The 18,691-nt window shown below is 40.0% G+C and carries 12 protein-coding genes; 3 read left to right on the top strand and 9 right to left on the bottom strand.

What is annotated here, in order from left to right:
* Positions 1-12: 12 nt before the first annotated feature.
* A complete protein-coding gene (locus D1164_RS09855; protein WP_119349801.1) occupies positions 13-2,106 on the top strand; it encodes a hypothetical protein in 2,094 nt (697 codons plus the stop codon).
* Between the two features lie 454 nt (positions 2,107-2,560).
* Positions 2,561-4,078 carry a sodium:solute symporter family protein gene (locus D1164_RS09850; RefSeq protein WP_119349800.1) on the top strand — a complete coding sequence of 506 codons (1,518 nt, stop codon included), beginning with the start codon at positions 2,561-2,563 and terminating at the stop codon, positions 4,076-4,078.
* A gap of 146 nt (positions 4,079-4,224) precedes the next feature.
* On the opposite strand, the gene D1164_RS09845 is transcribed toward D1164_RS09850, so the two are convergent.
* The gene (locus D1164_RS09845; protein ID WP_119349799.1) at positions 4,225-4,497 is read right to left on the bottom strand and encodes a hypothetical protein; all 273 of its coding nucleotides are present in this window, start codon (positions 4,495-4,497) and stop codon (positions 4,225-4,227) included.
* Between the two features lie 414 nt (positions 4,498-4,911).
* Positions 4,912-6,186 carry a hypothetical protein gene (locus tag D1164_RS09840; RefSeq protein WP_119349798.1) on the bottom strand — a complete coding sequence of 425 codons (1,275 nt, stop codon included), beginning with the start codon at positions 6,184-6,186 and terminating at the stop codon, positions 4,912-4,914.
* Positions 6,187-6,290: 104 nt separating this feature from the next.
* Between D1164_RS09840 and D1164_RS09835 the strand changes: the two genes are divergently transcribed.
* A complete protein-coding gene (locus tag D1164_RS09835) occupies positions 6,291-9,389 on the top strand; it encodes a DUF5107 domain-containing protein (protein WP_147372128.1) in 3,099 nt (1,032 codons plus the stop codon).
* A 90-nt stretch (positions 9,390-9,479) separates the two neighbouring features.
* Here D1164_RS09835 and D1164_RS09830 read toward each other — a convergent pair whose 3' ends face one another.
* The 7 genes from D1164_RS09830 to D1164_RS09800 all read right to left on the bottom strand — a co-directional run bounded on the left by D1164_RS09830 (position 9,480) and on the right by D1164_RS09800 (position 18,688).
* Positions 9,480-10,280 (bottom strand): hypothetical protein, encoded by an 801-nt coding sequence (locus D1164_RS09830; protein ID WP_206610973.1) that lies wholly within the window; start codon positions 10,278-10,280, stop codon positions 9,480-9,482.
* Positions 10,281-10,321: 41 nt separating this feature from the next.
* Positions 10,322-11,038 (bottom strand): deoxyribose-phosphate aldolase, encoded by a 717-nt coding sequence (gene deoC / locus D1164_RS09825; RefSeq protein WP_119349796.1) that lies wholly within the window; start codon positions 11,036-11,038, stop codon positions 10,322-10,324.
* A 248-nt stretch (positions 11,039-11,286) separates the two neighbouring features.
* Positions 11,287-12,837 carry an endo-1,4-beta-xylanase gene (locus D1164_RS09820; protein WP_119349795.1) on the bottom strand — a complete coding sequence of 517 codons (1,551 nt, stop codon included), beginning with the start codon at positions 12,835-12,837 and terminating at the stop codon, positions 11,287-11,289.
* A gap of 55 nt (positions 12,838-12,892) precedes the next feature.
* Entirely contained in the window at positions 12,893-14,242 is a 1,350-nt protein-coding gene (locus D1164_RS09815) for an endo-1,4-beta-xylanase (RefSeq protein ID WP_119349794.1), read from the bottom strand.
* 39 nt (positions 14,243-14,281) lie between these two features.
* Positions 14,282-15,709 carry an alpha-amylase family glycosyl hydrolase gene (locus D1164_RS09810; protein ID WP_119349793.1) on the bottom strand — a complete coding sequence of 476 codons (1,428 nt, stop codon included), beginning with the start codon at positions 15,707-15,709 and terminating at the stop codon, positions 14,282-14,284.
* A 63-nt stretch (positions 15,710-15,772) separates the two neighbouring features.
* Positions 15,773-17,599, bottom strand: a complete 1,827-nt coding sequence (locus tag D1164_RS09805; protein WP_119349792.1) for a sodium:solute symporter family protein — start codon at positions 17,597-17,599, stop codon at positions 15,773-15,775.
* A gap of 12 nt (positions 17,600-17,611) precedes the next feature.
* A complete protein-coding gene (locus D1164_RS09800; protein ID WP_172594403.1) occupies positions 17,612-18,688 on the bottom strand; it encodes a Gfo/Idh/MocA family protein in 1,077 nt (358 codons plus the stop codon).
* Positions 18,689-18,691 lie beyond the last annotated feature (3 nt).

Below are 18,691 nucleotides of genomic sequence, written 5' to 3'. Positions count from 1 at the left end.
TATAATTAATAAATGAAAAGAAAAGATTTTATTAAAATATCTGCCCTGGGCTCAGCTTATTTGGCTTCAGGAAGTGTGTTTGCGCAAGGGGAATATACAAGCGGCAGGGAATTAACTGGCGGAATTGATCCTATTGTCCCATTCAATTTTTTTATGAACCGAAAAGAAGAGATGCTATCTCAAATGATAGAGATAAAAAAGAGGTTTGGGTTACGGCGATTTTTATTGACCGATCCCATGGAGCATGTAAGACTTTTCGGCTATCCTGCATCGCAAGTTTACCGGCAAATAGGGGAGAAAGTTTTATATGTAAAGCAGCAACTCTCATCTTATGATATTGAAGTTGGGTGGTGGTGTGCACCTTCTCTTCGATCTGGTTCAGGAGCGCCTTTCCAGTATATTACGGATTTGTCAGGAAAAATATCTTCGATTTCGCTTTGCCCAATCGACCCAAAATATATGGAAGATTTCAGTGAGAATGTAGCAACTGTGGTGAAAATGAGTAATCCTTTTATGGTGCAGTTTGAGGATGATTATGAATTGAGCCACCAGCCTCCTGAAGTTCAATTTGGTTGTTTTTGTCCTTTACATTTGGCTGAGTTTGCTAAAAGGCAAAATAAATATTACTCCAGAGAGGAGTTGTTTGAAATATTTCAACAAGTTACACCGGAAAGTATAAAACTACGCCAGGCATGGGCTGAACTATCCCGTGATTCACTCTCAAATCTTGCGAGCCTGATTCGAAAAAAAATAGACGAGATAGCCCCGGAAACACGAATTATGTTGTGCCAATCGGGCATGACTGATTTCGATGGCGATTTTACAGAAGCCGTGACTCAGGCATTTGCCGGAAATACCCGGCCTTCTGTAAGGCTTTATGGTACAAGTTATGGCTCTGATCATGCACAGTCATTACCGGATAATGTTTTTCACGCTTTATACAGCAAACAGCATTTACCGGATAGTTTTGAATGTTTTCACGAATCAGATACATATCCCCACAACCGCTTTTTTATGTCTGCGGCAAAAATGAAAAGTTTAATAACTGCTACAATATCTTATGGGTTTGATGATTTATTGTTTTATCCCACCCAATACCTGGATAACCCAACGGAGGAAGAGGGATATTTGAAAATGTATCATTCTGAAACTAAACGATTAAATGCTTTGAAGAGGGCAGTCAGTAATTGTGACGTAACCGGAGTTGAAGTTGTTCATAAACCTTTCGCCCATATTGTTAACCCGTATGCCGGTTCAGGACGTCCGCATACTGATTCCGGAGCACGGTGGGTTTCTGTTTTGGGTCGTTTGGGTATTCCTTACACGTCAAAAAACGGGAATGTCAGGTTTATATCCGGGAACATGACCGATATGATGGATGATGAAGAAATAGAAAGATTACTTACCGGAAATGTAATGATGGACGGAGAAGCAGCCTATTCGTTATATGAAAAAGGCTGGGGAAAACTTATTGGAGCAGAAAGGGTATCCACAGGTAAAGAAGCCAATTTTTGTTATGAAGGGATACGCGACACATCTGACTTTCTTAATATTGAAGGTGACTTGATGTACAATAATATTCATGCTCCTGCTGGTACTGAAAGTGGTTTATTCTTTGTCTTGAAACCCGCAAAGAACGCTGAGATTATTACCGATTTTTTGGATGGGGAAGAGAAAAAAGTTATGCCTGCCATGTATCGATTTCAGAATAGTCAGGGAGGTAGGATCGCTGTTACTGCACTTAATGCAAATAATAGGTCTTCCGGCATGTTTAACTATAAAAAGAAAGAATTAATGTGCCAAACCATCGAATGGTTGGCTAATGAGTCTTTGCCTGTTTTTGTGAAGGATTTGCCAAATGTATTTTGTATTGTTAATAAATCTCGTTCAGCAAATTATGCAATAGTAACGTTAACTAATCTCTCCTCAGATACCTTCAATTCCTTTTCTTTGAAAGTTGCTCCTGAGTGGGAAGGTAAAAATGTTGAATGTTTAAATGAAGAAGGTACATGGGAAAAAACTAAATACGAAAAGTTGAAAAGTGGTTACAGGATCAATTTGCAATTAGACATAATGAAACCTGCCATTCTGAAAATTTGTGATTAATCAGGATTTTTTCAAAAAAAAAGAAAATAGAACTGTTTCACAAAGAGAGTAAAAAGATATCGAGGGTTTGGCTATTTTATAGCTGGACCCTTTTACAATTATTACTAAGAACTGATTTCAGACAATGCCAATCCAGAATTGGTATTGTTTTTTTAGTGGCTTCCCTTGTTGTAAAATATACCCCTTCTACCTCTAGCTTTTGCCTTAAATCCGCATGTCTCAGAAAAATGTAATCATCGGCAGGAGTTAAATAAACACAGGAAAGAATTTGCAGGAATAAAAAATAAAATAGTTTTGTAGCCCAGTAAATACAGAATAAACATGTACAGCTTTCAGAAATAAAAGTTAAATCTGTTAAGCTGTTTTAGGAAAGGACATTACCAGAAATTTTGAATAAAAAACAACTAAAAACTACTGATATAAATAAATCAAATGATTCTAAATTAAAAAAACCATGAATATAAGTTCGATAGATTTAGTAATAGTAATAAGCTATATTGTAGTCATTATCTTTTATGGCATTTGGAAGTCAAGAAATGTGCATGATAGTGCAGATTTTTTGGTAGCGGGTAGGAGCCTCGGCTTATTTGTTCTTATTTCAACCATAGTTATGACCGAATTTAATACGGCCACCATGGTCGGTTTTTCCAGTTTCGGTTATAAGGCTGGGTTTTATTCACAGTTAATATTACTTGCTTCATTTATCGGTTTTATGGCCTATACTTTCATTGTTGCCAAAAGGTGGAAAAGGATTAATGCAACTTCAATAATTGAGTTGTTTGAAATCAGGTATAATAAAAGCTTTAGATTATTAGCCACCTTTATGATTGTAATTCTGCTTCTGTTTTTTTCTCCCGCGTATCTGAGGGCTGTCGGACTTATTTTTGCTTCCAGTCTGGGAATATCATTAACGACTACTGTCATAATTATATCAATTACTGTGCTTATATTCAGTGTTATTGGGGGACTTACTGCTGTTGCTCATACAAATACCTTATCTTTTATTTTAACACTTGTTGCCTTGCCTCTAATGTGGTATTTTACAAGGGAGCATGCGATTAGTTTAGGAGGAATAGAACAGGTTTTTGAGGAGAAATATCTTAGTATAAATCCGGTTGGCATGTGGAATGATCCTCAATTGCCTTTTAGTTTTATCCTTTCAACTTATTTTTTATTGTTTTTAATTTATATGCAATCTCCCTGGTATGCGCAACTTATGACTGCTGCTAAAAATGAAAAAGTAGCCTATGCAAGTATGGGAATAGGAGCAGTATTGATAGTTTTTGTTTATGCCTTTTCAATTCAGGTAGCAGCATATGTAAAGGTTGGATTTCCTGATTTGACAGATCCTCAATTAGCTTTGGCCATGGCAATAAACAATTGGCTTCCGGTAGGAATTAGTGGACTTTTGCTGGCTGTAATAATTGCAATCGGACAGACTACTATGGGAACAATCTGGAACAATATTGTATCCATTACGTCAAATGATATTTATAAACGCATAATGCATCCCGATGCTACAGAAAAAAAATTATTACGTTTTTCACGCATCATGACATTGTCTATAGCACTATTTACAATAATTGTTTCTATAACAATTGTTGATCAGGTTATTAATACACTTTTTGTCGGAAATATTATTATGGCATCACTATTTTTTCCTGCACTAGGGGGATTTTTATGGTGGAAAACCGGAGAAAAGGCTGTTTGGATTACAACTGTTATTTCAATTGTTTCTGGGTTTGGTTTGTTACTCGTAATCAATCAAACCAGTGGATATGATTTGAACGACTGGATGTTTTTTTATTATGTTATAATTTGCCCGGCAATCATTTTAATTGGAATTATTATCTCATATTTTGAAAAACCCAGCGAGGAATATTTATTAAAAAAGGTTCGTTTTTTTAATAAAGTGGGAGCTCCCTGGTTTGGGAAAAAAGAATATCATAAATATCTTGAGTGCTTAAACTAGAGGGAGTTAGTTCCTTTTTTAACTGTGATAAAGAGGGGTACTGCTTTTAATATTTTAAATATTGTTACCCGTAGACGAAGTATTCGATCTATATTCTGTTGGTGTCAGCATGGTAAATCGTTTAAAAACTGTATCCTGCAACTTCATTACCCATCCTGCGTCACTTTGTGCATTTCCTGCGGCCTTTTTTTTGATCCTGCAGCGTTTTGGGTTGTTCCTGCGGCCTTTTCACCCTTCCTGCTTTTATATTTTGTAATACTGCTGCGCAGGAAAGCATAAAATCCATGCAGGGCAGGGTAAAAATAAGCAGGGCGCCCTACATGCTTGCAGGACGCCCCAACAGGATGCAGGATGTACCTGTTAAGCCACATCATCCTGATTGTTGCTTTGTTTTCGGTGTAGTTTTTTTCAGTACTCACTTGATTAAGGGTTCGGTGTTAAAAATATTCAATGTTCAATCCAAAAGAAACATTTGGGTTGGCAATCGAAACTTTGCGGCTCTCTGTGTCTTCTCTGCGTCCTCTGTGGTTAAAGCAAGGAAAGCCATGAAGACAGGATTAAAATATTGCTTTGCGTTTTGGAAATAGCCAATGCAGAATACCCGACACTCAATTTCCAAATACGTAATGAGTTCCTTTACTGATTATTGAAAATTTGTTTCTCTTCAAGAATATTCAATGTTCAATCCAAAAAAATATTTGGGTTGGCAATAGAACCTTTGCGGCTCTCTGTGTCTTCTCTGCGCCCTCAGTGGTTAAAGCAAGAAGGGTCATGAATAGAGGTGACAAAAACATGTAAACTGATAACTTTATTGAGAATCCAATAAGTTCACTCTAAAAATCATCCGAATAGACCAATTCGTTATTCCTGTTGTACAAACGAACGTAATCTACTGTTCCGCTTCCTTTGAACATGAGCAGAATGCCTTTCAGGTTTCCAAGGGGGGTGTTGTACTGACAATGGTATATTGTTTTATCATTAAAAAGAATTTCTGAGTTCATATCGGCAACCTTTATTTTCAGGGTGCTCCATTGAGTGATTTCCTGGCTGAAAGCGGACAGGTCATCATATTCCCCCATCTTTTTTACATCGCTGAATACAAAATTAGCGTAACGGTAGCATCCTTCTTCTACAAAAGTAATGGTAGCCCTTTTGTTTTCTCCAATTAATTCAAACTGGGAATCGTAGCATGTAAGTCCTCCATCTTCAGATGAATTCCGGAAACGAACCTCAAAGGTCAGCTCATCAGCCGGAATTTCAAATTCTTTGATCAGCATGTGGGTTACACGGTAGGTTGAGGTGGTATCTATTCCACAGGTAAAAGCCTGCCGTGGAGTTATCCGCAGAAATCCATTTTGTTTATTGTCTGTTAGCATATTATCCAGCCAGGGGTTCGGATTAACGTTGTCTGTAATGTATGTCACCCAATCATCTGAAAGAACGTGGGTATAGATGGACTTCAGGGTATCCTCGTCAGCAATGAGGCTTACTTTGTACCAACCGGGTATTTGAAAACAATGGTTGAAGTTGTTTCTTGTTTTATCAAGAGAAAACCGTTGTTTATCAGATAGTATGCTGTACCCAAAATCCAGAAATACTTTATCTGTTTTAAGTTTACTGATATCATAATGATAGGGAATAGTAAAGGGTATGCTTTCCGCTTTTTTTTCAGTATAAAAAGTAAAATTGTATTTCTTGTTGGATTTAATGTGTTGACGGTAGACAGTAACTAAACTCCCAACAAGAATGAAGAGAATCCCTATTGACCCAAAAATCAGGAGTTTTTTTCCGGGTAATTTTTTCTTTTCTTTTGGTGCCGACTCTCTGTTCAGATTATGATGAGCTTTGGAAAAATCTTCCCAGTTTTTATATCCGATAAAAATTGAAAGAGCATTTTTAGTAGCGAGTTGAGGGTTGTATTCTTTTTTATACTGGATTTTTCCAAAAAGTCGTTTGAGCGTATGGGTGCTTATGTTTATTCCTGAAGCATCAAAAATAAGTTGTCTTAATTTTTTATAATCGAAATCTGTCCACTCATTGCTGACTCTCCATTCCAGCTTCTGAGTAACTAATTGCAGGCATATTTTAATTAAGCGGACTTCATCCATGTTTGCAAAAATTTTGCAAAAATTTTGACACTCAAAAATATAAAAATAACCATAGCTTTAGAGAACAATTAAAATCAAATCAAACAGAAAGAAAATATTGTATTATGAGATTGTTTGCATTAGTAGTCCTGTTATTAGCAGGCCATGTGTTGTTTGGCCAAAAGGCGGTTATAAAAGAAAGTAAAGAGTTGTTCCGAACTTACGGCTTTAGCGATCCCAGCCCGGTGGCAAGGGTTAATAAGGTTTACCCGTATTTTCGGTTCGATGGTTTTACCAACACTCCCAAGGAGAAGGAGTGGACTATAGTTACCCTGGAAAACGATTATATCAAAGTATTGGTTGCGCCGGAAGTGGGGGGCAAGGTATTGGGGGCAATCGATAAGTCGACAGGGGAGGAGTTCATATATTACAACAAGGTGATGAAGTTCCGCGACATTGCCATGCGTGGGCCCTGGACCTCCGGGGGAATAGAGTTCAATTTCGGAACTATCGGGCATGCCCCGTCCACCGCTTCCCCGGTAAATTATATTCTCAAAGAAAATGAAGACGGCAGCGTAAGTTGTATCGTGGGAGCTCCGGATTTGACTTCGCGCACGGAATGGAGGGTAGAAATCCGTCTTCACCCCGACAGATCCTACTTTGAAACAAATGCAATCTGGTATAACCCTTACGACCTAAAAACCTCTTTATATAATTGGATGACTGCATCGGTAGATGCTACTGACGACCTTGAGTACCATTTTCCGGGCACCAGGCAAATCGGACATGGAGGAGAAGCATTCTCCTGGCCGGTAAATGAAAATGGAGTAGATATTTCACTGTATAAAAATAATAATTTCGGAGGGGACAAATCTTACCATGTAACGGGAGAGTATGCCGAACATTTTCTCTGTTATTTCAGGAATAAGGATTTTGGGTTAGGTCATTGGGCGGCACACGATGACAAACCGGGCAAAAAGATATGGATGTGGGCCATATCGAGGCAGGGAGCCATCTGGACAGACCTGCTCACAGACCCGGGAAATGTTCAGTACAGCGAAATACAAACAGGCTTATTGTACAACCAGGCTGGCGCTCACAGTACACTAACCCCTTATAAGCATATGTTTTTTGATGAAGGTACCGAGCATAAGTTTTCTGAACTTTGGTTTCCTGTAAAAGAAATTGGGGGAATGGTTAAAGCCGATGAATATGGCTCATTGAATGTGGAACAAAACGGACGTGAGGTAAAAGTGGGGTTCTGTGCCAACCAGGAAATAGTGGATAATCTTATTGTAAAAGTGAATGATAAGGTGGTGGTAGAAAGAAAAATTAACTTAAAACCCACTGAAGTTGTCCTGGAATCATTTGAAATGGATAATATCAATGATATTCAGGTAGAAATCGGGAATTACTTTTCTTATGATACCAAAGAAAGAAAAGAACAAAAATTGTCCAGGCCCGCAGAAATGAGTAAAGACTTTGATTGGAAATCAACAGATGCTGTTTTTACGGCTGGGGTAGAGTTGGAAAGACAAAGGGATTACAATGGGGCAAAAGTGAAGTACGAAGAAGTACTGCAAAAAGATCCGTTTCATTCCGGTGCCTTAACCGGAATGGCAAACCTGCACTACAGAAGTATGCTGTATGAAGAAGCAGAAGCTTTTGCTTACAAAGCCTTGTCGAACAATACATACGATCCCGGGGCCAATTACATTTATGGTCTTGTCAGTAAAAAGCTGGGGAAAAAATATGATGCACTTGAAGCATTTGGACTGGCGGCCCGTTCCATGCAATACCGATCTGTAGCCAAAACACAAATGGCAACCGTATATTTTGCCAGTGGCGACATGAGCAAAAGCCTGAAGTATGTGAATCAGGCACTTGAGTATAACCGCAATAACATTAATGCATTGAAAGTAAAGGCTCTTGTGTATGAGGCAATGGGGCAACAAGAGGATAAAACGGAAATCCTGAATGAGATTTTAACGATTGACCCTTTAAATACCTTTGCCCGCTTCGAAAAAAATTATGCTTTTGAGAAAGTACTCCATTTTGAGATGCCTTTTGAAATTTGTTTGGAGCAGGCAATTGCCTATTACCAGCTGAACCTGGAAGAAAAAGCGGTGCAAATGCTTCAATCAACGAAACCTACACCCATTATCTATTATTGGCTTGCCTATATTTTAAAAGACAGCAAGTATCTTGAAAAAGCAGTTATGGCATCGCCGGAGTTGGTTTATCCGTTCCGTGAAGAGACCGCAGAGGTTTTACAATGGGCCTTAATGCACAATAATAGCTGGAAAACAAAGTACTACCTGGGATTAATTTACTGGTCAAAAGGAAGGGTGGATGAGGCAAAAAAATATTTTGCAGAGTGTGGAGATGAACCGGATTATTTTGCTTTCTATTTAACCCGCGACAAGCTGAATGCCAATGTGCCTGATTATGATGGAGAAGCCGACCTGAAAAGGGCATGGGAGCTTGATAAAAATGAATGGAGAACTTATCAGGAGTTGTCTTATTACTATGAGCAGCAGTCTCGTTTTGATGAAGCATTTGAATGGATCGAAAAAGGGGCATCAAAATTTCCGGATAACTTTGTTTTGTCGTATCAATATGCCGGAAACCTTTTAATTGCAGGGAAATATGCAGATGCTTTGGATCTTCTGAAGAATACGACAATCCTTCCAAGCGAAGGGGCAAGTTCCGGCAGGTATACTTACTGGAAAGCCTGTATCCTGGATGCGGTAGAGAAATTAAAAAAGAACAAAGATGTTTTAGCGCTTATCAATCAGTCAAGAGATTGGCCTGAAAACCTGGGGGCAGGTAAACCATATAATGCTGACGAAAGGATTTCAGACTATCTTGAAAGTATCTATTGGGCGAAAAAGAAGAATACCGCAAAGGCTGAAGAGTTAAAACAAAAGGTTATTCAATATACGAGGAATAATGAACATTTCAATTCGATTATGTATTTGGGGGCTGTATTGTTAAAAGAGTCGGGTAATGAAAAAGAAGGGAGAAAATGGCTTATGAAGTGGGTGGAAAAAGCTCCCCAAAATTTATTTGCACGCTGGAGTTTATCGAAATACAGTGGAGATGAAAAAGAAGCTGAAAAGATATTGTTAAAAATAAAAGAGGAAACGAAAGGATCGCTTTTAGGAACATGGAGTAAGGACCCTGCTTTTCCGTTGGTTTTGGCAGTTCTGGAAATGGAATAAAGCCCAGTCCCATACACTGTGTAAATAAAAAATACCGGAGATTACAATCTCCGGTATTTTTTATTTCTATCGTTTCGAAAAGGTGATTCTTTAATCGAAATCGTACGAAACACCTTTGGGTAACTCCTCCACTTTAAGTTTCATCCATTTCCCCTCAATTTTTATGGCAACAATATGATTGTCGCTGTCATAAAAAATGGTGCCGTCTCCTGAGTTTTTTAATTCTCTGAAATTTACATGTTTAGCGCTTTCTTCTGCATTTTGTTCATCGTCTCCCTCGGGTATTTCTTTTCGGAGATTATTTTTTCCGATATTCCCCAGAGTCAGTGCATTGGAAAGCTTTAAAGAACCATAAAATACCGCCTTGTCACGGCTGAAAAGGAAAGAGTGTTGTTTGACATCCGAACCAATCCGGAACCAGTTGTACGCATCGTCTGAATGGTTATAAACCGTTCCGTAATAATACATTTCAGCAACCGGTTTTCCCATTTCCACATGTTTATTGACCAGCATGGTTATTCTCGACATGTCGTCATTGGCATATCCTTCGAAAACGTGAAATCCCCAACGCTTTTTATTTCTTTCGTTCTCATTTCCCCTGACCTGGATCATGTAAGGAGTACTCAGTATGCCGTTCACGGTTGTGTACATCGGGGTAACTTTAGGGTTAAACCCAAAGTTGTAACCTCTGATTTTCCACTTTTCCCAGGTTGTATCAATATCGGAAAATAGTTCCACCCGGTTGAATGTCGAATTTTCCGATCCCGGAACTAACCGGAAATATTTACTGTCGGCGTCTGTTACAAGTTCATTATTTTGCGCTTCAGTGATAATTGCAAATCCACCAAAAACAACAATTAACATGGTTTTTAATAAAAAAGTCTTCAACATGATATTAAAATTAAATGAATTTTTTGACTCAAAGCCACTTGTCATTCTCTAAACTTTTCAATTGCTTCTTCAATGATAGCTTCTGTCGCTGTTGCTCCGCACCGCGTGCATCCGGCCTTTTGAACGGCAAGTAACCTGTCGAGTGTTCTGACGCCGCCGGCTGCTTTGACTTTGACTTTTGGCCCGATGCTTTTTTTCATCAATTCGAGGTTTGGAATGGTGGCGCCGGTATAGGTATATTTTCCGTCATCGCCTTTAACAAAACCAAACCCTGTGGAAGTTTTGACGTAATCGCCTCCCGCTTTCGTACAAATCTCACACAACCTGACGATATCCGCTTCCCGGGTTACGTAGTCTGTTTCAAAAATTACTTTCACAATTGCGCCGTTTTTATGGCAAGCCTTCGTCACAGCATCGATTTCTTTTTCGATGTAACCCCAGTCGCCCTGCAGCGCTTTTCCGATATTGATGACCATGTCGATTTCAACAGCCCCGTCGCGACATGCCGTCTCCGCCTCAAAAACCTTTACTTCGATTTTCGAATTTCCCGCCGGGAAACCAATCACACATCCTACCAGAACATCCGTTCCTTTCAGCAACTCAGCCGCCTGTTTTACAGCATGAGGTTTTACACAAACCGAAGCCACATCGTATTTTTTTGCCGTTTCGCATTCCCTCTTCAAATCTTCATCGGTGAGTGTGGGATGAAGAATTGAATGGTCAATCATTTTAGCGAGTTCTTTTACTTTTTCGTTCATTACTCAATTAATTATGCGATTATCAATGTATCAAATTCATAAGTCAAAATAAGTTATTTAATATCAAATTTTCACCCATGTACCTTTTTTGTCACTCTTAACATTTTTTTGCAGAACTCAATTTTCCCAGGCCCGCTTCAAACGGAAATCCGGTTGTTAAAAATTTTGGGTGTACTATTCTGACCAAGAGTAATGAACAACAATCCACTAAAAGCAACGGTTAGCAAGCCTTGAAAAAGATTTTACAGCTATTGAAATGTCTGAAAACCATCTCCATCTTTTTTTAAATAAAATTTTGTATTATAAATTTTTCCTGATTTGTCTTTCCAGCAAACAATGTACCAACCTTTAAATCCTCTGAAGGTGGCTGTTCCATCCTCTCTTACCTTAATTACACGTTTGGTTTTCCACTCTTCATTGATTAATTGGTTCAAGGCATAAAAGGATGGTTTCGGTTCCATATTACGGGTGAATAAACCGGATATGGTGGGTTCTCCCGGTGCCCCGCATCCGTCCACCACGTTCCACCAGGTAATTCCCATCATTTTTTCAATGCTGAACCACAGACGGTAAAGGTTTCGTGCTATTACTGCCTGGATTTCACGACCCTGTTTGTCGTCCCCGGGCGAAGTAATGGTAATCTCACTCAGGTGGATTGGTAGCCCGGCTTTACTTAATGTTTCCATTTTGTTCCAAACGATTTCCGGAGTTTCAATGGCTTTCCCATTGGCAATATCCAGGCATTGCTGCGGGTTAAACAGGTGCATCTGCGATCCCATTATATCGATTTTGCAACCCCGGTCACGTAAATCAATCACCTGGTTTGTATAGTCCGCATCATTTTTATAATCATTGATATTCATCCGCACATTGGAGGGGAAAACACGATTGGCCGTTTTAAATGACTCAAACGTATAATCTCCCGGCATCAAACCATAATGGCTTTTGCAAATTTTATCTCCGGGAATCATTCGTCCCAACCCAAAATCGGTGGCACTTTCATTGACTACATCCCAGCTGTGAAGCCTGTCTCCGTAATAGTTTGCCAACTCTACAATGCGTTTATTCATCAGGCGATTCATTTCTTGTGAGTAGGTTGGGATTAATTCTTCTATTTGCGAAGGAGTGAGTTTATATAATTCTTCTCTGCTTAAACTGTTGATTTTTTCCTTCTCTTCTTCGGGGCAAAATTCCCCGAACAGCCATTCAGGGTGTTGCCATTTTCTTGTGCCCCAGGTAATGGTATGGCCATGTAGTCTAATGCCTTTCTTCTCGCAAAATTCAACAACCGGGTCAGTAGCTGGTCTGCGCCAGTGCGGCTCTTTGTTGGGGTCCTTTATTTGGTTCCAGTATTCTTCCGTATCCCAGTATTCTCCCTTGAAGCGGGGACGATTGGGTTGCATTTCAAATGGCTTCCAGTAAAAAGCGATAGTTGCCGAGTTGAAAAGCGTACCAAAAAGCTCCTTATACTTTTGGTTACGTTCAACAGTTCCTAACTGGTTAAAATTAAAGATATGGGCTCCAAAAATAAAATCATGTGAAATTTGTTCCACTTTTACTTCAGCTCCGGGAGGCAGGTTTTCAAAGTCCAGCACAGCATCTGCTTTTCTGAACTGTTCTATGTTATGATCAATTTTAGCCTGAACCTCCGGGTTCCACAGATCCCAGTAAGCTTTGCTCATAATGTTGTCTGTCTCGCTACTGGTACCTATCCTGTAGCTGCTGGTCTCAATTGTCTCCTGGGCTCCTGAATAACTAAAAAAGAGCGCAATAAATGAAGAAAGTAGTAACCGTTTCATATTTCAAAATTCAATATTCTCACTGTTATTCAATTACAAATATACAATTCAGAAATTATTCATTCAGAGAAAGTCCGTCTCCGTCTTCCTTTAAATAAAATTCATCCTTTTGCGAATTTCCATGTTGATCTTTCCAATGGACAAGGTATTTTCCTTTAAATCCACGGAATGTCAAAATGCCATCATCATTAGTTTTCAGCGCGATACTTGTTTTCCATTCCTGGTTAATAAGTTTGTCAAGTACATCGTACACTGGTTTCCGGTTTAATGCAGTATCGTATATTCCCGAAATAGATGGTTCTCCGGGTGCTGCACCTCCGTCAACTACATTCCACCACGTAATTCCCATTACATTAGGATGGCTGAACCACAGCCGGTACAGGTTTTTTGCTATTTCTGCCTGAATGGCTTTTCCTTCCTCTGTATGGTCCGGTGCACTAATTGTAACCTCGCTTACATGAAGCGGTCTGCCGGCACCTGACATATAATCCAGTCTCTCATAAATTTTCTCCGGGGTTAAAATATCTGCACCTTCAGCAATCCTGCTTGTTTCCTTCGGATTGAAAATGTGCATTTGCATCCCAATATCATCTATTCTTATTCCCCGGTCAAGTAAATTGCGCACGATTTCCAAATACCTGCGATAAAGGGTCATGTCCCAGTGCATATCTGAATCGTTGATATTCATTTTTACTGAATCCGGAAAATATTTCATCGCCCACAAGAAGCTTTTGTACGCATAATCATCCGGCATTATTCCCCTGTTTGCCTGATCTGTCGGCTCATTGACCACATCCCATCGTTGAATTTTTCCTTTATACCGTTCTGCCAGTTCACGGATATGCTCTTCAAAATGTTTTTCCATTGTTTTACGGTCTTCCGGCATCCATTCCGGATGGCCCCAACGACGCATACCGTAAATAATAGCATGACCGTTCATATTGATTCCTTTTGACTCGCAGAAATCAACAACCGGATCGGTTGGCGGACGGCGATATTCATAGGAACTACCGGCTTTGTATCTCGGTTTGCCTTGTTCCGGTTCGAGTGTTTTCCAGTAAAACGGAACCGTAGCTGCATTGAACAAATTACCAAAAGTATCCTCGTATCGTTTATTTTTTTCAGGCGTTCCGCAGTCTCCGTAAAGGAATATGTTACCGCCAAACAGGAAATGATGGCTTATTTGCTCTACTTTTACTTCTGTACCAATCGGGAGCCCTTTCAGTTTTAGGATTGCTTTTGCTTTTCGGTTTAATTCAATATCCTCATCAATTTTACGCTGAACCTGGCTATTCCAAAATTCTAAATAACCTTTGGACATTATATTATTGAAGCTCTTCTGCTGTGCCGGTAAATTATTGAAAAGGAGGAGGATGATAAATAATAGTAAATGCTTCTTTTTCATGATACAACTTTTTTAAAATAGTCAAAATTTTAGGCCTGGTCATTCATTCAATTCCCTTTTTGCAATCCAAATCCCATAGCTCCGAATATCGAATTTACCCTGAGGGGTGCCGGTTGCATCACTGGAGAGTAAAACGCTGAATGGCTGTTCTTCTGAATTTTGAAGTCCCAGCACCTGGACATGCCGGGGTTGATCGGACAAGTTAATAACTACCAGAATCTGTTGACCACCTGAAATCCGAAGATAAGACACCACTGATTGGGGTTGATCATTGTCAAGCCATACCATTTTGCCGTATGTGAAAGCTTTTTCAGTTTTATATATTTCACATAACTTCTGTGTAAAGTGGAAGCGCTCCTGTCCTGTTTGAGTTTCAGCATTTGCCCAATAAATGGGAGCACGTCCAAAAATACTATGCCGGGCAGTATCGGCAATTTCCTGTCCGTTGTAAATAAAAGGAATGCCGTCGAGTGTAAAAATATGCGCCAGAGCAGCCTGGCAGCCGGCAAATCCCCAGCGTGTTTCTCTCCGGTTGTGGTAATCGTCGTTTGAAATGTCATGGTTATCAAAATAATGTATAAAACGAGCCCCGGAAGGAACTATTTCCGTAATTTCATTCCATTTGCTTCGTAAAGCTTTCGCCGGTAATTCCCCCTTATAAACAGCATCTAACGTTCTGTAATATTGAAAACTGTAATTTACATCAAAAGCTTTCAGCTGGTCTTCTGGTCTGGAGGTCTCATCACATTCGGCAAGTATTCCAATATCCGGCCTGAGTTTCTCCAGTCTTTCACGTGCCGTCTCCCAGAAATCCAAAGGGACCCGGCAGGCAACATCACAACGAAATCCGTCTACATCGAAATCCTTAACCCAGTACTCCATGTTCTTATAAAGGTACTCTCTCAAGTTCTGGTTTTTATAGTTCAATTCCGGCCAATTCCACTCCCCGGTTACAGAATTACCCTTTTCATCGCGTTTAATGAAATCAGGGTTTTCTTTTAAAAACACAGCATTTGCTCCGCAATGATAATAAACCATATCAAGCATTACCCGTAAACCAAGCCTGTGCGATTCCCTGACAAATTCTTTCAGGTCTTCATCTGTCCCATACTCAGCATCAACATGATAATAATCCATCATGCGGTAAGGATTTCGCGGGTTGTTCATTTTTGATGCTTTCTGCCGGGGGCTCCAGGTTAATGTGTCCGTATCATCATCTGCTTCAAACACCGGGCACAAATAAACGATTGTGGCACCTAAATCAGCTACATGTGAAAGTTTTTCAGTGGCAGCCTTTAGGGTACCTTCGGGAGTGAAGGCACGTGGCTGTACCTGGTAGATAATACCATTTGTAATCCAGTCAGGAGCCGTTCTGGCTTTCATCTCTTCCGAACCAGGCTGTTGCCGGCAGGAAGAAATCTGCAAGCATACGAAAAACAAAAAAAGAGGAAATATAATTCTGTTCATGTCAGTAGTTATTAGTTGTTATTTCTTTAGCATAAATTATATTCAATTGATTTTCATCATATTTTAATCAAAAAGTTTCCCCCATGCTTTAAACAGGTAACCAGAAGAAAGAGCAAAAAGAATAAACAGGGCTATCGCGTACATGAAGTTTCCGTATAAAAAGTGCCCTATTGAGAACAGAAGACTGAAAATGGCGATGCTACCCAGGCTCATACATAGTAATCCTAATGGTAAATCCCGGTTTGTTTTGTGTCCACTTTCTTCCTCAGGTATTTGAGAAACAACCTTATCCCATCCGGGTCCTCCTGGCTTTACCTTTTTATAAAACCGGATGAGGGTTTCATTGTCGGAAGGTTTTGTACAAAATGTTACCACCAGCCAGACAATGGTATTTAAGATTACAATGGCAACAAACTTAATGGCATCCCAGAATGCAAGATTCATTTCAATATCAAATAAACGGATGGTATTTTCATCTATTTTTATCAGATACGATTGCTCAATTATTATCACAACTACTGAAAATACAGCAGCCCCAATCATCGCCGATATCTCCGACCAGGCATTGATTCTCCACCAAAACCATCTGAGCAAATAAATTAACCCGGTGCCTGCTCCAATCATTAGCATGTATTGGAAAACCTGCAGCGCATTTTCAAGATATAAAGCGAGAATAATGGACAGGACGATTAAAGAGATTGTCCATATTCTGCCAACCAGTACCTTTTTTCTTTCAGATGCGTTCGTATCTATAAACCGTGCATAAAAATCATTTACCAGATAAGACGCTCCCCAGTTAATCTGAGTAGAAACGGTTGACATGTAAGCAGCCACTAATGATGCCAGTACCAGACCTAAAATTCCGGAAGGAAGGTATTCACGTAACAAGGCCGGATAGGCAATATCGTTTTGAATATACTTTGCCGGAACATCATGGAAATGATCAATCATGGATTGGATATCGGGAAACAGAATCAGCGAAGCCAAACCGACAAATATCCAGGGCCAGGGCCTGATAGCATAATGCAGCAGGTTAAAAAACAGGGTAGCCCCAACCGCATGTTTTTCCGATTTTGCAGAAAGGATTCTTTGGCTAATATAGCCTCCTCCTCCCGGTTCGGAGCCTGCATACCAGGATGCCCACCACTGGATTGTTAGTGGGATGATAAAAATGGTAATCATCATCGCCGGATCAGAGAAATCGGGCAATAAATTCATTTTTCCCTGAATGGCTTCGTGTGTGAAGAAATTTGACATCCCTCCAATCTCCGGCGAGTTTATAATATAAAAAGGAGGCAGAAATGCGCCAAGCATTGCAAAAATAAAAAGGAAGAAGTCGGTCCACAGAATAGATTTTAATCCTCCGATTGTACTGTACAAAAGGATAATTGCCGATATCACAACCAACACGATTACTGCATTAACATTCAGCATTATTGCTGCAAATTTTAAAAATGCAAGCGAAGCTGTAGCCAGAACTAAAATATTGAAAAAGAAACCCAGATAAACTGCCCTGAACCCCCTTAAAAAGGCCGCTGTTTTTCCACTATACCGGATTTCGTAAAATTCAAGATCGGTCATGATCTTCGAACGGTTCCACAGTTTGGCATACACAAAAACAGTAAGCATACCTGACAACAGGAAACACCACCATAGCCAGTTTTGAGCCACTCCGCCGGAACGAACCATGTCGGTGATAAGATTGGGAGTACTAATAGAGAAAGTAGTTGCCACCATGGAAACGCCTAGAATCCACCAGGGCATGTTTCGGCCTGAAAGAAAGTAGCTGGACGAGTCTTTTCCCCCTTTTCTGCTGGCAATTAGCCCGATTACGGTTAAGCAGAACAGAAAAATAATAATAATGATCCAGTCAATGTTTTTTATTATCATAATACCGGATTTTTACAAATATACAGGTTGACCGGTATATATACTTTCATAACATGCATTCATCGCTTCAATGGTTGTTTTATGCCATTTTAAATTTATTTTTGGAAAACTTTGATTTCTGATACAATGGATAAATTCATCCATTAATCCAATCCATTCGTCAAAATAAGTATAATGGACGGTATACCTGTTGTGAGGTGCGCCGTTATGATAAACGTTTGGGCCGAAACAGTCGGCGAGCATCACCCCGTTTTCTCCGCTGATAGTAAGATTGACCTCCATACGTTTGGGAAACACCTCCCAGCCCGGAGCGGGGACTTCCAGCCGTTCTTCCATCCGTGACCAGGACGGGTCAAACAAAAAGCTCACCCCGTTTTTCATTTTTCCGTTTACCAGGAGAATGTCTTCTACTTCCAGTTCTTTCCGGATATTGGGCCCTGCTTCGGCAAAAATGTATTCAAAATCACTGTTGGTAAGCCAGCGAATCATATCGAAAACATGGGGATGGTCGCAAAGTGCCCCGCCCCTGAAACGGTTATCTCCAGGAGACAAGGGAAGCCGTTTTCCGTAACTCTGTTCAGGCACTCCCTGCCAGGGAAAAGCCCATACCGGGGAAAGCGTGATATTGGTGGCATTGAACCCGGATATTTTTCCCAGTTTGTTTTGTGAAAAAAGATTTTGTATCCTGTTTACCACCGGGTTATAATGCAGCTCGAGTTCTACCTGGCACACAATTCCTGAGGCTTCCACAAGTTCGACCATTTCATCGTACTCCTTCATATTGAAAGAAGGTATTTTCATTGATAGAATATGTATTCCCCGGTCTGCACACATCCTGAATTGTTCAATGTGCCTGCTGTTTGCCGAGGCCATCACTACAGCCTCTATATCAGGGTGTTTTTCAAACATCTCCTCGTCGCTCATGTAGCAGGGAACCTGGTAATTATTTTTTAGAAAGTTATCCCTTACTTTTTCTGATTCGGCAGAAACGGCAATCCATTCGAGGCCGGGGTTTTCCTTCAGGGTTTGGAAATATTTTCGGGTATGTCCGTGGGTGAGTGATAATATTGCGATTTTAACTGGTTTCATCTT

The organism is Mariniphaga sediminis, assembly GCF_003573545.1.
In the GTDB taxonomy this organism is placed as follows: Bacteria; Bacteroidota; Bacteroidia; order Bacteroidales; family Prolixibacteraceae; genus Mariniphaga; species Mariniphaga sediminis.
Note: the sequence above shows the minus strand (reverse complement) of the source record. Positions and strands in the feature narration are given on the sequence as shown.